Below are 15,083 nucleotides of genomic sequence, written 5' to 3'. Positions count from 1 at the left end.
CATGTACTATAACTGCAATAAATATCAATTCAATAAAATGTGCTGGAAAATTACTTCCCTTGAGAATAAATTCTCTCTCATCAGTAGGAAATAGTGTTTAAGTTTAACATTATGCAAGAACACGCAGTACCTATTTATCAAATACTGAATTATATGCCATATAACCAACAGCTATTTCTAACAAACCTAAAATGAATATTGCTCAATCTGAGAGGATTTCTCTATATAAATCACTTAAGTCCAATAGATACTATAAGAGCGTAATAACAAATAGAATAATTGAACCAATAAGGAACATATATCCTGTGAGAAGCTCCGCATTCATAAAGTCAATACCTAATGAGATAGATAAATTCTCGCCATTACGCGGTGAAAATCTTTATGAGGTCGGCAAAGTTTTGAATATAAATGACTCTATACTTTCCGTCTATGATTCTCTCATAGACAACTTTCCACACTCACTTTAATGTCACCACTTCCACATATTCCGCAATACTATATACATGCTACACGAATGTCCTTCATTATTTTTGTTCTATATGCACGAAGTAGAAGCAAGCTCCACAACCAAAATGCTGGTTATCAGATTATTAGTGTTCGTGTATTTAATTAATATCTATAGCTAGCCAACAGGCGGGACGTGTTTATTCCGGTTCCTAATAATCGCCTCCAATGACCCAGAGCCGAATAGCACACCCGCGATAATTAATGCTAGACCTATATAATGGGCCAGGTAGATTGTTTCACCGAGAAATAGACTAGCTGCGATTAAAGAGAAGAACGTATTCAAGTTTAAGAAAATCGACGAGCGTGCAGCACCAATTTTTTCGATGGCGGAGTTGTATAACATGTGCCCGACAGCTGTAGCTAATAGAGCTGAGAAAAAGAAAATTGCCCAGATGGATGGTGTTCCGCTATCTAGGCGCCCCAAGCCACCTGGTTCCTTTACGAGCGAAACTATAAAAAGAATCATCGAACCGAACAGAAACATATATCCTGTCAGCAACTTCGCGTCCATCGTTTGGGACGCTTTTTTAATCAGTATGAAGCTGAGTGCCTGGGACGCAATCGACAGAAATATTTCAATATCGCCAAACGAGATTTTGCCAATTGTCCCACTACCCGCCAGGACGATGACTCCGACTCCGATACCGCCAAATAGGAACCCGAGTGATCGCACGAATGTAACACGTTCCCTCAGAATCAGAACGGATAACGTAGCTGTCAGCAACGGTCCGAGGCCTAATATCAATCCTCCGTTGGCCGCGCTGGTCCTCGACAATCCTTCAGCTAGAAAGTAATGATGTAATACAACATTGGTCATCGCACCGCCAAGGATATAGAGCCATTCCTTATTTTTCGGCAAACGGATTTTCTTCAGTACGAACAAGATAATGAATACTGATAATGCGGCGACCATGATCCGCAATGAAGTAATAGTAATTGGATCGAAATAGGTCACAAGATATTTGAGAGCTGATACGTTAATTCCCCATGTGAACATGACGAGTACTAATGTGATAATTACTTTTATGTCTTTCATACTTTACTAGTCCCCTCTGCAGATTATTTTCGTATTGGCTAATTATAGAAGCTATACACATAAAGTCAATGTCACATAATTCTCACTTCCCTCCCGCACACAATTATGTGTATACTAAATAATAAAATTGGTTAACTAATAATCAGTGTGGAAAAGGTGGGGTTCTATGATTAAATTACGCGGGCATCATATATTTTGTTTACTCGGGTACCGTGGGATGGGGTATTCCGAAGAGTATACGGCTAATATGACCAATATCCACGACGAACTACGTGAACGGCCTGATACGTTCATTCAAATCATGAAAGGACCTGATTATTTATGTGCGAAGTTTCCTGAAGGACAACCCTATCATTGCGAGGATGACGGAATCTATGTGAGAGATTCGGAAATTTTACACAAGCTTGGATTGAAGGTCAGTGATGTGCTGCCTTGGCGTGAGGTCGAGAGAAGAATTCGGGTGCATGTAGTACCGGAAGATATTGCGGTGGTCTGTGAGACGTGTTCTTGGCGTTCGTATGGGTTTTGTCAGGAAGGGGTCACAGGTGTGATCGAGTCCAATGGTCTGAAGAAAGTGTTGCCAAGCGGAATGGATTAATAAAGTCCATCGGTAGATCAATCTTTCATCGCCCCCTACTCCAACACCTTGGTCATTGTACGATAAAAATTCACACAAAAACGTGCACATCATCCCAATCGATGGTGTGCACGTTTTTTTAGTTAATTCACAAACGAAGTGAAGCCATCCGAAGAATTGAATTTCACTTTGAAGCGTCCATTATCTGAATCCAGATTGAATGTATACTGGTCAAATGTGTACTTCGCATCTGTTACAGGATCCAATTCAATTTGCTGAGTAGTTGTAACATATTTAGCTACCATATTTTTATGTCCAAAAGATGTAAACTCGGCTTCCAACACTTTTTTAGCTTCATTGATCGTCAGCTGGAAGTTCTTCGTCCCGACCTTTGTATACTTCAACGAATTCATCTTCCACTTATTATCTTGTTTTTTAAATTGATAAGCTACGAATCCGCCAACCGTATAGCCATTTTGGAATTCCACTGTGTTTACATTCAATGTAGTGGAATCAGGTTGTGTAAAATCGAAACGTACCAATGGCTCATTATTAATATATGGTAAAACGTTCATATAGCAGTCCTGGCATTTAGGATCGTAGTAACCTTTCAGATCCCCGTCTACTAATGCTTTTGTCGCATTCATACGTAGAGTAGATTCTATATCCGAATATCTCCACTGATTCATCCGGGCGTCGCGCATCGTCTTTTCCAGTTCAAACGTTGTCCGATTGACGAGATCCCACGCTTTACCTTTTGTTACTTTATCCGTAGCTGGACGCGCTTCCTTCACTTTGATGGCTGCGTATAAAAACTGTGCGTAGTGCGCGCGTGTAACGGGTTCGTCCGGCCTGAATTCACCGTCTGGATAACCACTCGAAACTCCACTAGCTTTTAGCGCATTGGCATGTGTGTAACCCCAATGCTCAATATACACATCATAAAATGAATTTTGTTTCGTCATGTATAAATCAAATGCGATATCCAGTACTTTCGCCATTTGAATCCGTGTAATCGGTGCTTCCGGATTGAAATAGCCATCTGTTCCACCACTGAAAATGCCTGCCGCTGTCAATTTCATGATCGAGCTATAGTATGGATGAGTCTTCGGTACATCATAATACGTCACGGCTGTTGTGGCTTGTGGTAATTTCAGTGCTTGATCCAGTAACTTCGCCACGTGTTTACGGGAGATTTGTTCCTTCGGTCTAAATGTGCCGTCCGTATAGCCTCCTATAAAGCCTTTATCCTGTAAATAATGGATCGCTTCATAGTTCGGGTGATTCTTCGACACATCCTTGAATTCCTTTGTTGCTGCTTGGGCAGAACCCAATGATACAAATGAAAGCATAACGATCAATACAGTCCAAACGAAAATCCGACTATTCTTCTTCATAATCTTTCCTCCTCAGTGATTTATTTTGTCGGCTGTTGGTTACTTGTTATTAATATTCTACCAAGTTTCAAATGATTCGTATATATTTATTTACGGAATAATCCAAATATTTTAACTATATTTTTACTATTGTCATAATTCAGATGGAAGTGCCTTAAAACAGCACACTATCAACAGTTTAAGCGACTTAACTTTTTATGGAACTTACTATTTGACCAATAGTTTTTTGTTTGATAGCATGACCATATTATATGGCTTTCGACGGAATTCGACAGTAATAATTTCGCGATTGAAAGAACTGTAGTATACTTAAGAATAGGCTCTTGGCAACGTATATTTTCCCGTGCAATGTTTAACGATTTCATTGGGAATAATTCGCTTCACAACAGTCTACACTTCATTTAAGGTACATGGGAAACTTATTTGTTGTAGGTGCAAGAAATTTCAATCATAATAGAGATAACAACCACCGCAACTGTAGGTCCTCTTGCGTATCGTTTAGAAAATGAAATTCGAAACAATATAAACAGACGGATTTCTCGTCTAATATACTCAAGAAAGGATGGAAACTTTATGAATTTAGCAGCAATTGGTGTACCTGGGCTTATTATCATCTTGGTTATCATCTTGATTCTCTTCGGACCTCGTAAATTGCCTGAAGTCGGATCAGCAGTCGGCAAAACGTTGGCAGAGTTCAAGAAAGCTACAAAAGATATTATGGGTGATGATGAAGAGAAAGACAAAACAACTGTTACCCCTGCCAAGACTATCGAAAACGACAAAAAAGATATTAATTAAGTAGGTGACATGATGGATCCGCATAGTGATCAGAACCGTAAAGATCTCAATTCGTTAGATAAAAAGGAAGAAGCTGCGCTACCCGATCACTCTGCGGAGACTTCTTCCACTACACAATCTGTACCAGAAGAACTAAAACCAGAACCAAAACCGGAAGAGCCTAGAATGCCACCTCCGGAAGAACCAAAAGAGGAAAAGGAAGATGTAGACCCAGCGCTCATCGACCACCTCACGGATCTTCGGAAACAGCTGATCAAAAGTGTCGTTGTATTCCTAGTTTTCTTCATTGCAGTTTTCAGTACGATCAATCTGTGGTTCCCGTACGTTACGCGTGGCTATACACTGATCGTCCTGAGTCCGCTTGAAGTCATTTCGTTCTATACGACGATTTCTGCAGCCATGGCATTCGGTCTATCGGTCCCGTTCGTCTGTCATTTCCTTTGGCAGTTCGTCAAGCCAGGTCTTACGCAGAAAGAGGGTCGCTTCTTAAGCCTCTACTCTCCTGCGATCCTGCTCTTGTTCGTCGGCGGTCTGGCATTTGGTTATTATGTAGTCAATCCTCTGAGCTATAACTTCTTAGTAAAGCTCGGTAAAATGAACTTTGATGTGATGATCACAGCAAAGGAATATGCACGTTTTCTATTGATGACGACGATGCCGATCGGTTTATTGTTCGAACTACCGATCGTCGCGCTATTCTTGTCCGCTATCGGAGTTTTGACGTCAGCCACGATGAAAAAAGTGAGAAAGTGGTCGTATGTAACACTCGGTGTAGTGTCTGCATTGATTACACCTCCTGACTTCTTAAGTCAATTGATCATTTTGATTCCGATGATTGGCTTGTATGAAGCGAGTATTTTCATTGTCACGAAAACAGAAAAACGTTTGGTACCGGATGCCGATGCATCGTAAAGCTATAAAAAAAGAGTTATCCTGAACATCGCACTTGCGATCTAAAGGATAACTCTTTTTCTGTAGTAGAATCGTGTATTTGCGCTTCCGAAAAGACGCTTTTTCTACTCCTCGATTATGTCCTGACCATTCATTGCTCGCTCCATTCCACGATTAAATACTTTAGCAATGTCGATGAACGATTGAAAGTCTTCTGTTGCATAGTCGTTAAGGTTCATTAAATGCTTTCCGTATTCTGCTTCGTCTAGCTTCCTGTGGTATTCATGCACGATTCTACCTTGATCAGTAAGCTCAATAATCAATTCCCGGTAATTATTCGGATTGCGGTATTTAACAGCCAATCCTTTTTTTATAATTTTTTCTACCATTTGCGATACCGCACTTTTAGTACGATTGGTAATCTCAGCAATTTCAGTTGTGGTGATTTTTTTATGATCTCCAATTAAACTGAGTGTATGAACTTCTACCATATACAGTTCATCATCCGTTCCATAAGTTCTCGGAACACTTTCGTAAGAACTGATCATCCGTGACGTTTCATATAAAGTATCCATCAGTTCATTAAACAACTTTTCCCTTTCCAAAATATCACCCCACGACTTGCTTTATTTAGTAAAAATAGCAGTATCTATATTCTAGCATAATCTGTATGAAAACCTCTTTGTGAGGGTAAATAACAGTTGCCCCCATACAGTTAAGGTGCTAAACTTATAAATGAGTAGAGTATTTTGATTAGTACAAAGACACTGACAACATTTAGTTTTTGTCTGTTATCTATCTGTTACTCAACTACAAACAGTAACTGGATAAATCTACTCATCTATCGAATGTATCACCACATCTAGGGAGGAGAAACTATGAACCAAGACACTTTGTATCAAAAATCCAATATGAAACGACTGCCAGAAATGGCCAAGCTGGTACCCGATACCTTTAAGGCATTTGTTGCATTTGATCAGTTGGCGATGGCGGATGGATTGATCCCAAAGAAGACAAAAGAATTGATGGCAATCGCCATTGCACATGTAACAGGTTGTCCTTACTGTATCGATACACACGTAACTTCAGCAAAGAAGCTGGATGTCACGAAAGAAGAACTAGCGGAAGCGGTACTCGTTGCTACGTCTCTAAAGGCAGGTTCTGCTATGGCCCATGGTTTGAATGCCCTCCAATCCTATGATGGTGCAGATAATGAAGATCTTTATAAAAAGTCTAATCTAGGAAGGTTCATGGAATTCAAAGACCTAAGTCCAGAAGCATTCCGTGCATTTAATCAGTTCGATCAAGCAGCTATGAAACCCGGATTGATCGATAGAAAAGATAAAGAACTTATGGCCATCGCTATTGCCCACGTGACGGGTTGTCCATATTGTATCGAAATTCACATTGCCAACGCTAAAAAGATGGATATCTCGAAAGAAGAAGTGGCAGAGGCTATCTTTGTTGCGACGGCACTAAAAGCAGGATCAGCGCTTGCGCATAGTGTAAACGCTCTCAATAGTTTTGATGCATAATGAAAACTCAACCGAACAGAGATGTAGATATGGAAATCATTTTTACTGATCATGCAACGGGAGAAGTGGTCGCTTCATCGGACCTGTAATTCATGTGCAACTATGACAACCGGCGTACCTTATGCATCTGGTACACCGGTTTTTCATTGATTCATCATTCATCTCAGAAACTATACGCAACTATTCGGTGTCCTTATATGAAGTCGCAACACCCTGCCTTCATGCACTTTTTCATCCTGAACGCCACAGTTGCGATCTCAGTCTTTACACAAGGCATGCTACTTATTATATTCCTAGTGCTTTTTTTATTCAAAACCGATCTGAAACTGCTCCATGCAAAAGAATTATACTAGTAAAAAGCAGTGGACAGCCGATTATGCGGCAGTCCACTGCTTTTGTTCTTACTTTACTTTCCTTTGTAGCGCTTTTCCTAAACGATGCAGCGCTTCTTCAAGTGCATCTGTTGGCAGAGCAATATTAATTCGTTCAAATCCATTGCCCTCTTCTCCAAATACGTATCCTTCGTCCGTAAAGAATTCAGCTTCCATATGCAAGAATTCTTCCAACTCTTCGTTCGTCATATCCAGCTCTCGGAAGTCAAGCCACTGAAGATACGTCCCTTCCACTAATGGTGCTTTGATTTGCGGGAAGTTCTCTTTGAAGTATTCATGTACAAGTCGCTGATTGACATCTAGTAGCTTCAATAATTCATCCAGCCATGCTTCAGACTTCGTATACGCTAGTTCGCACGCTTTATACCCTAGGATTCCTACTAGGTCTCCGCGGACGATCCCTAGCTCATGACGGAACTTCTCACGTAATTCCTCGTTCGAAATAATCGTGCTAGAGTTCATCATGCCTGCTAGATTGAATGATTTAGATGGCGCTGTACAGGTGATGAGTAAATCATTCAATTTTTCATTTACAGTGGCTAGCACGGTGTGCGTATAGCCTGGCATAACAAAGTCATACCAAATTTCATCTGAGATTACGTATAGACTATGTTTTACTGCTATTTCTGCTACCTTTTCAAGTTCGTCTCTCTTCCATACGCGGCCTACCGGATTATGCGGACTACAGAAGATCAATATTTTGTTCTTCGGATCAGCAGCCGCCTTTTCAAACGCCTCGAAATCAATTGTGTACTCTCCATCCTGATACAACAGAGGCACATTCACTTCTGTGCGTTTATTATCATCAATGGCTGCACCAAATGGATAGTACACCGGTCGGAAGATAATGACACCGTCTCCTACATTGGTATATGCGCGAATCGCTGTGTAAAAAGCAGGCAAAACGCCAGCCGTATTCACTATCCATTCCTTTTTAATCTCCCAATTATGACGCTTCTTTTGCCAATTGACGACAGCATTCAAAAACCCATCAGTAGGTCCTGTATATCCAAGTACAGCCTCATCCAGATACTCTTTCAACCCTTCAATTACTTCAGGCGGGTTTTTCAGTTCCATATCCGCTACGGATAAAGGTATTACCTCTTCAGACACATCTGGATTCCATTCATACATTTGATTCCACTTCAGTGAACCTGCATTTTTTCTGTTGATTCTAGTTGTAAAATCGTATTTCATAATCAGCACTTCCCTTTTATTGATGTTTACTGTTTACTTCATTAAAAAGTCTACAGCAAATTTAGTTGTTGCCATCACACCGTTTACCAACGCATTTTCGTCTATATCGAATTGATCGTTATGATGTTCCGCACCACTACCGTATTCTTCATCACGCACACCGACAAACACAAATACAATAGGAGAAATCTTTGAATACTTATTAAATGATTCAGACGCAAACCACTTGATATCGTGAACGACGGAGCCTGGTAAAATTTCTTCAAAGCCGTTCTGGGCAAGCTCTGCCAATTGTTTATCATTCATGACGGGATCAGATGCAATTTTAAATATCTCCTTGAATTCCACTCGACAATTATGTGCTTGGGCAGTCAAATCAATTACTTTTTTCATGAGCTCCAATGCTTTTCTTCCCTCATCCATATCATAGAAACGTAAAGAGCCGCCAATATCAATCTTTTCAGGGATAATATTCAGTGCAGTTCCGCCATGTATTTGAGTCAGACCGAGTGTCACGGTCTTTGTTACGTCAATCTGATTGGCCCATGCGTTTGTCAGTCCAACTAAAATATTCGCAGCTGCGAACAATGGGTTGATGGAAAGGTCGGGACGAGAACCATGCCCACTTTTACCATGCACGGCAAAATCAACTAAAATTGCACCTGCCATTCTCGGTCCTTCATCTACGCAGAGTGTACCGCTATCCATGAATGATGCCAAATGGTTTCCATAGATCGCTTCAATGCCCCTGCCTTCAAGATGCTTGATCATAGCATCGATACCACTCCCGATTTCTTCTCCCTCTTCAAAGATGAAGTATATTTTTCCACTTAGAGAGTCTTTCATGCTTTCGAGAATTTTGATAGTGGATAAGACGATGGACATATGCCCGTCATGTCCACATGCATGCATGACATTCTCATTCTTCGAGAAATACTTTCTTGGTCCCGCCATATTCATCGGGTTCTCTGTTACAGGCAGTGCATCAATATCCGCCCGTATGCCAAGTGTCTTCCCTTCCCTACCCGTATCAAGCAAAGCAGTGAATCCTGTACTCCCCGGTACATCTTCAATTACTAATCCCAGCTTCGTAATTTCTTCTTTTAGAAACTTGGATGTTTCGTATTCTTTACTGCTCAACTCCGGACGTTCGTACAAGTATGTTCGCACCTTGATCGTCTCCGGTTCCAGTTCCCTTGCTTTGTTTTTTACATATTCATTTACATTTGTTGAAGTTATCATGTATTTCGTCCTCCCTCAATCTTTTTTATGTTCACTAATTTAAATAGCTCCGCCTGTCCAACCAACAGTGGTCATGATATACAAAATAACAAAGCTTAGAAGTAAGAATAGAATCACAGCAGGCAATACCCAACGAACCCATTTAAAGAATGAAACGCCAGCCAATACACAAGAACCAATCGTCCAACCAAGAACAGGTGATACCATATTCGTGAATCCATCTCCGAACTGGAAAGCTTGAATTGCAACTTGCTTTGTTAGACCTAGTGTTTCAGCAATTGGCTGAATGATCGGTATTAAGATAGCCGCCTTACTTGTAGCCGACGGGACGAGCGGATTGAGTAACGAAACAATCATGGAAATTCCTATTGTCGCGAAACTCTTGTTGATATTCATCAATGGTGCTGTCAACGTAGCAACGATCGTGTCCAAGATATTACCTTGTGTCAAAATCAGTGACATTACGCGAGCCAATCCGATGATGAAGGCTATAAATGCCATGGCAGCTAGGCCTTTCGAGAAGCTTTCGCCTAAATTATCGAATGACATACGAGTCAATAAACCAATTACAATAGCTGTAAGTATATTAATCACAATGATAAAGTTGTAAAGGAACTCGGGATCTCCACCAAACGCGGAGTAACCTATAATCACTAAGTATTGAACAATGAACGCGACCAACGCAAAAATGCTTGTCAATTTAAGTTTTTCTTCCTTGATTTCATCTTCAAGATTGATCTTGCCAATCAAATTGGCTCTCCAGCCATCTTTATACATTAAAGAGGACTGTTCGTTTTTCTGAATCTTTTTGATGTACCGCATTAGATACAATAATCCGATTATCATGAAGAAATTCATGAGCATAAAGCGGACACCAAATCCGGAATAAGGACGAATTTCAATCATCATTTGAGGAATGAATAGCCCCTGTGGTCCGGTACCGAATCCAATCAAAGCTGGGAAAGTTGTAATTCCAATAGCAACAAGTGGATCGAGCTTTAGCTTCTTAGCAAAGATTACACCAATCGGAACCAATGCGATCAATGCGTCACTTCCAGCAAATCCACCGATGTATACGATTAAGATGAACATCGCACTTACAAGAAGACCCAATCCTTTATCCTTCAGTTTGAAAATAGCCCAGTTTAAAATATTATCAATTGCACCCGACGCCAATAAAACGCTGATTGTAGCACCGGCAACTAGTACAAGGAAAATAATAGTACCTGATTGATTCAATCCATCTAGGAACAACATCATCATCTTCCATGGGCTTACAGGCGTTTGATGACCTATATATTCAAACTGGTCTCCTAGTATTACCCCATTTTCATCTACAGCAAAGTTCCCTGCTGGAATTACATATGTAGCCAAACTTGCTAGTAACAATAAGCTGAACATAATCCAGAGTAAGTGAGGCATTTTTAACTTCTTTTTCTTTTTCAGCTCTTCATTTGGCGTTTGTTCCACGTTGACATCATTTGTCATAATGTTTTTCACTCCTTTGATTAGTATCTATTTGAATACGTTGAAAGCAATTTTGTTATTCACTAATAAAACCAACAGCATATTTATCTTAATTACTCTTCGTCACTTAAGCACCTTAACAATGACATAAAAAAATCATTGTAGCTTGTCATTTATCGCTTAAGCACCTTAACTATGTTACGTAGTGAAAGCATTCCCATGCATTTCATCTCCCCTTCGTATGTTTCATTTTTGTAAGCGCTTTCTAATTCTAGACTATTCTGAATACTGAAATCTGTCAATAGCAAATATTCTATTATTTCTATTTTTCTTTTAATACTAATGATTGAGTAAGGAAAAGCGATCCACTGAGTAATTTCAGTGAACCGCTTTTTGATTTGTTGTATCGATTAGGAGACTATATTATAGTTCAGACAACACGATAAACTCTACATAGAATTGAATTCACCTTAGTCTACGATTGTGTAACACACCATCAATACATCAGACCACTATCGGAATGGAACGTCACATGATCGCGACCGATATTGCTATCCACCGTGAACTTATACTGATCTAATGTATAAGGTTCATGAGTGGAATAGTCTTGACTTGTAACTTGAGATTTTGACACGAATTTCACTTGTACCTGTTGGAAACCATGACGCTTATACTCGTCTTCAATCGCAAACTTCGCTTCGTCTACTGTCAGTTGGAAATTCTTAGTCCCCGGATACTCGACATCGTAATCGGCAATTCTCCATTGTCCTTTTTCTCGCGTAAATGCAGCGTGCACAAATCCGCCCGTGTCGTCGTTTATATTTCTGAATTGGATCGTTTCAACATGTAGTACATCTGCGTCGGGTTGCGAGAAATCGAATCGCAAACGTACTTCAGAGTGCAACGGATGATTTACATACTGCAAATAGTCAAACTCTCCTGTATACACTTTTGCAATGACGTCATCCACGTATCTTGCCGTTGCGTATTGAAGAAATTCTGGGCGGGCTTTAGTGAACGTTTGATTGTTCTCTTTGCTTAGCACGAAAACACGTTCAATTGATGAGGTTAATCGATTTAATTTGTCCAAGGCGTCGTCTTTATTCATCTTTGCACCACCCGGCTGAGCAGCTCGTGCGGCAATGGCGCGATTCAGGAATTCCGCATAATGCGCGCGCGTCACTTTGTCATTCGGCTTAAACTGTCCGTTATCCCCTTTCGTTACCCCTTGGGAGAATAATGCATTCGCATGAACATATCCCCAGTGCGTCACAAGTAGATCATAAAAACCCGCATGCTCTGTCATATTGAATTCAAATGCCAAATCCAGCATTTTGGCCATTTGGATACGGGTAACAGAAGCTTCGGGATTAAACTTCCCATTGGAGCCACCTACAATTCCTTGATCATATAACTTCATGATCGGTGTATAATACGCATGACTTTTCGGCACATCTGTAAAAACAGCTTGCGTAGTAGAAGGCTGTGGCAACTTCAGCGCTTTATCCAGCAACACCGCCACATGCTTACGACTTACCGGCTCATTCGGACGAAAAGTCCCGTCAGGATAGCCATTAATGAATCCCGCTTTTTGCATTTCTTGGATTGCTGCATAGTTCGGATGCTTTTTTGATACATCCTTGAACTCTTTTGCGGACGCTTCATTGATTCCGGCATGAACAAACGACAAAGCAAGCAACAGTAACGTCCATAAACCAATCCTGAACATCTTCTTCATGCTTTCACTCCCTTTATATTTTATTCATCGACAGTCTCCTACTACCATACTACCAAGTAACTAACTAGTTTGATATACATTATTAGAATAATCTGTTACTTATCCACTAAAAACGTTCCACTGGGAGTATTCAATCCAGTGGAACGTTTTCGTAGTTGTACATTACAACCTCAAGTGTTGGCTTCCATGTTACCCTCCTACTCCTTTATTCTACTCCGCGCCGGCGTCGACGTAACACGACGAACACACTCACAATAGCTACTGCCAACAATATGCCAAACCCTACCAACCAGCCAACGGAAGGTCTAGCAGATGCCTTTGCGGTATTATTACCCGCCGTACTATTCGCAGCTTCGATCTGAGAGGCATTCGTGTAGACTTTACGATTATTCGACAACACGGCCACAGTCGCCACGTCATCCGTCAACTGTAAGAAATCCACAAGCGGACGGTCAATCTGCGACTCAGCCGTCAATGAATCGATCACCATCATTGCACGATTCGAATTGCCCCACAAACTTCTTTGTATAAAGCTGACCGACTTCGATGAACCTTCCATGAAACCGAGCGCTGCCAGATCCGGCTTACCTGTAGCATACGACACAGCAAGCTCTTTTTGCTTCGCTTTCAACAGCGGTTGCACACTAGGACCACCCATAAATAACGCGTGCTGGCTTTTCAATTCTTCTTCCTTCAATTCTTCGCCATCCGCGAGCTTCCAATTCATCGGGTGTGAATTTACATAGAGCTTGCGATATAAATACAAGAGTTCATCATCAGCGACAGTAGTCTTTGGTAGAACGACTAATGCCTCATCTGCTTCATCCACGAATGGAGATGGGAACTGTGCAATGGAAGGAGAATTCTCGCTATCCGTTTTCTCTTTCGGGAATGTGATAAAACTATCCTTTTCGATATAAATCCAACGATTATGATCCGTCGTCACACATGGGTTTTTCGCCATCAATCCACTGGCCTGCAACTGCAAACTGATCATGCGATTCTCTTTCATTGCACTCTTATCAATCGGCAACTGCACGGAATAGACCCCCTCTTGCGGATCACTCATGTCATCCAAATTTATTGAATGCGGTACATCATTGACGAGTACCGTTAATTCGATAGGTCCTCTAAACACTTCTTCTGTTGCGGTCGTTTCACTTGTATCACGCGCTGAGCGCTTCAGATGCAATTCAAGTACAGCCTGACGATTTTTATCCATGGCGAACGGTGTGTAATGAAAAAATTGCTGGCTCTCACGATTCGAACCATTCAGTGTTATATCTTCTATGCCGAATTGACTGAGTTTCACTGTGTTTCCCGTCTCTTTGGAATGACGAACCGGCATCGTACGAACGCGGAACTGTCTACCTGTCATCTGTTCATATAACTTCGGTTCTGTCAGTACAGAGACTCTTTCCCCTAGCGCTGCTGGAGTTTCTGAAATAGCGAGTAATGCGTCGACTTGACCCTCGCCGTCCGTTATGGTTTCGTAGGACAAAATCATGGAATTTTCAACCGCTGTTAAAGAAGCTTGTTTTAGTAGACTCTTCATAGCGGAGCTTGAGAATTCATCTATAGCACCCATAATTATCACATTTGACGATAATGATTCCACATCATCTTCGCGCTTGATTTGTATAGGGAATTTCTCGTCTGTCGATTCAGACAAGAACGCACCTACCTTTAATGCGCTGTCGAGCGTCTCGACCGATGCTTTCTGCGGAATGATAATCGCGACGGGGTACTTCCCTTTCCCAATGAATGCTGCAGGATAGTCCGCCAAGTATCTGTCAGACGGTTGCTGTCCACTTAGTTGTAAATAGGAATCTACTTGAATCGCCAACCAGTTAGCGGATGTGCCTTGTTCTACACAAATGCCTTCCTTGATGACGCCGTAAAATTGTACCGTTATTTCGTGCACTCCTTGCGTAAGCGCTTCTTTCTGTAACGGAATCACCAACTCTTTGGATTCCTTCTCTCCATTTAATGGCTGCGAAGTGATCGGCTTGCCATCGACTTGCACAGTGAGCGACGAAGGAGCCATCAATAGCTCAGAATTTTGAAAGCGCAAAACGAATTCCTGATCTCGTTCCGTACTATCTGATTTCATCTCATAGAAGAACGACACTTGTTGTTCAGGCCCCTGTAATTCAATGACTTTATTCGTTATAGGTTGCCGCGTTGTTGTCGAACGGTCTGCGTCAATCTGAATTTGTTCTATACGAAGAGACGCTTCACTGTCGGTAGCCGTGAATGTAAACGTCAAAGCCAACGCCAACAGCAACATGAGTACTGGTTTCATC

General features: G+C 41.2%; 12 protein-coding genes. 4 read left to right on the top strand and 8 right to left on the bottom strand.

Features of this window, described 5'->3' with window-relative positions:
* Positions 1-622: 622 nt before the first annotated feature.
* Positions 623-1,543 (bottom strand): DMT family transporter, encoded by a 921-nt coding sequence (locus CSV69_RS07625; protein ID WP_085427957.1) that lies wholly within the window; start codon positions 1,541-1,543, stop codon positions 623-625.
* Positions 1,544-1,709: 166 nt separating this feature from the next.
* Here CSV69_RS07625 and CSV69_RS07620 point away from each other — a divergent pair, with 166 nt between their 5' ends.
* Positions 1,710-2,141, top strand: a complete 432-nt coding sequence (locus tag CSV69_RS07620; RefSeq protein WP_099693084.1) for a DUF1284 domain-containing protein — start codon at positions 1,710-1,712, stop codon at positions 2,139-2,141.
* A 122-nt stretch (positions 2,142-2,263) separates the two neighbouring features.
* Here the strand turns inward: CSV69_RS07620 and CSV69_RS07615 are convergent, their stop codons facing one another.
* Positions 2,264-3,517 (bottom strand): S-layer homology domain-containing protein, encoded by a 1,254-nt coding sequence (locus CSV69_RS07615; protein WP_099693083.1) that lies wholly within the window; start codon positions 3,515-3,517, stop codon positions 2,264-2,266.
* A gap of 573 nt (positions 3,518-4,090) precedes the next feature.
* Here CSV69_RS07615 and tatA point away from each other — a divergent pair.
* On the top strand, positions 4,091-4,315 hold the full coding sequence (gene tatA / locus CSV69_RS07610) for a twin-arginine translocase TatA/TatE family subunit (protein WP_085427954.1): 225 nt from the start codon (positions 4,091-4,093) through the stop codon (positions 4,313-4,315).
* A 12-nt stretch (positions 4,316-4,327) separates the two neighbouring features.
* Complete coding sequence (tatC, locus tag CSV69_RS07605; protein WP_085427953.1) at positions 4,328-5,227, top strand: twin-arginine translocase subunit TatC; 900 nt, start codon at positions 4,328-4,330, stop codon at positions 5,225-5,227.
* Between the two features lie 104 nt (positions 5,228-5,331).
* On the opposite strand, the gene CSV69_RS07600 is transcribed toward tatC, so the two are convergent.
* Positions 5,332-5,781, bottom strand: coding sequence for a MarR family transcriptional regulator (locus CSV69_RS07600; protein ID WP_143560808.1), 450 nt, complete (start codon positions 5,779-5,781; stop codon positions 5,332-5,334).
* Between the two features lie 303 nt (positions 5,782-6,084).
* Here CSV69_RS07600 and CSV69_RS07595 point away from each other — a divergent pair, with 303 nt between their 5' ends.
* Positions 6,085-6,741, top strand: coding sequence for a carboxymuconolactone decarboxylase family protein (locus CSV69_RS07595; protein WP_085427951.1), 657 nt, complete (start codon positions 6,085-6,087; stop codon positions 6,739-6,741).
* Positions 6,742-7,142: 401 nt separating this feature from the next.
* Here the strand turns inward: CSV69_RS07595 and CSV69_RS07590 are convergent, their stop codons facing one another.
* The 5 genes from CSV69_RS07590 to CSV69_RS07570 all read right to left on the bottom strand — a co-directional run bounded on the left by CSV69_RS07590 (position 7,143) and on the right by CSV69_RS07570 (position 15,082).
* On the bottom strand, positions 7,143-8,330 hold the full coding sequence (locus CSV69_RS07590) for a MalY/PatB family protein (RefSeq protein WP_085427950.1): 1,188 nt from the start codon (positions 8,328-8,330) through the stop codon (positions 7,143-7,145).
* 33 nt (positions 8,331-8,363) lie between these two features.
* A complete protein-coding gene (locus CSV69_RS07585) occupies positions 8,364-9,572 on the bottom strand; it encodes an amidohydrolase (RefSeq protein WP_085427949.1) in 1,209 nt (402 codons plus the stop codon).
* A 39-nt stretch (positions 9,573-9,611) separates the two neighbouring features.
* The gene (locus CSV69_RS07580; protein WP_198166149.1) at positions 9,612-11,060 is read right to left on the bottom strand and encodes an AbgT family transporter; all 1,449 of its coding nucleotides are present in this window, start codon (positions 11,058-11,060) and stop codon (positions 9,612-9,614) included.
* A gap of 475 nt (positions 11,061-11,535) precedes the next feature.
* On the bottom strand, positions 11,536-12,777 hold the full coding sequence (locus CSV69_RS07575) for an S-layer homology domain-containing protein (RefSeq protein WP_099693082.1): 1,242 nt from the start codon (positions 12,775-12,777) through the stop codon (positions 11,536-11,538).
* A 205-nt stretch (positions 12,778-12,982) separates the two neighbouring features.
* Positions 12,983-15,082, bottom strand: a complete 2,100-nt coding sequence (locus tag CSV69_RS07570; protein WP_158232625.1) for a cellulose biosynthesis cyclic di-GMP-binding regulatory protein BcsB — start codon at positions 15,080-15,082, stop codon at positions 12,983-12,985.
* Position 15,083: the final 1 nt, after the last annotated feature.

It is taken from the genome of Sporosarcina sp. P26b, from assembly GCF_002743245.1.
In the GTDB taxonomy this organism is placed as follows: Bacteria; Bacillota; Bacilli; order Bacillales_A; family Planococcaceae; genus Sporosarcina; species Sporosarcina ureae_C.
The sequence above is the reverse complement of the archived record's forward strand: the minus strand, read 5'-3'. Positions and strand labels throughout refer to the sequence as shown.

Excerpts from the sequence above, each read along its gene's own strand:
- CSV69_RS07625 (WP_085427957.1), bottom strand. The coding sequence starts at position 1,543 with ATGAAAGACATAAAAGTAATTATCACATTAGTACTCGTCATGTTCACA.
- CSV69_RS07620 (WP_099693084.1), top strand. The coding sequence starts at position 1,710 with ATGATTAAATTACGCGGGCATCATATATTTTGTTTACTCGGGTACCGT.
- CSV69_RS07615 (WP_099693083.1), bottom strand. The coding sequence starts at position 3,517 with ATGAAGAAGAATAGTCGGATTTTCGTTTGGACTGTATTGATCGTTATG.
- tatA (WP_085427954.1), top strand. The coding sequence starts at position 4,091 with ATGAATTTAGCAGCAATTGGTGTACCTGGGCTTATTATCATCTTGGTT.
- tatC (WP_085427953.1), top strand. The coding sequence starts at position 4,328 with ATGGATCCGCATAGTGATCAGAACCGTAAAGATCTCAATTCGTTAGAT.
- CSV69_RS07600 (WP_143560808.1), bottom strand. The coding sequence starts at position 5,781 with ATGGATACTTTATATGAAACGTCACGGATGATCAGTTCTTACGAAAGT.
- CSV69_RS07595 (WP_085427951.1), top strand. The coding sequence starts at position 6,085 with ATGAACCAAGACACTTTGTATCAAAAATCCAATATGAAACGACTGCCA.
- CSV69_RS07590 (WP_085427950.1), bottom strand. The coding sequence starts at position 8,330 with ATGAAATACGATTTTACAACTAGAATCAACAGAAAAAATGCAGGTTCA.
- CSV69_RS07585 (WP_085427949.1), bottom strand. The coding sequence starts at position 9,572 with ATGATAACTTCAACAAATGTAAATGAATATGTAAAAAACAAAGCAAGG.
- CSV69_RS07580 (WP_198166149.1), bottom strand. The coding sequence starts at position 11,060 with ATGACAAATGATGTCAACGTGGAACAAACGCCAAATGAAGAGCTGAAA.
- CSV69_RS07575 (WP_099693082.1), bottom strand. The coding sequence starts at position 12,777 with ATGAAGAAGATGTTCAGGATTGGTTTATGGACGTTACTGTTGCTTGCT.
- CSV69_RS07570 (WP_158232625.1), bottom strand. The coding sequence starts at position 15,082 with ATGAAACCAGTACTCATGTTGCTGTTGGCGTTGGCTTTGACGTTTACA.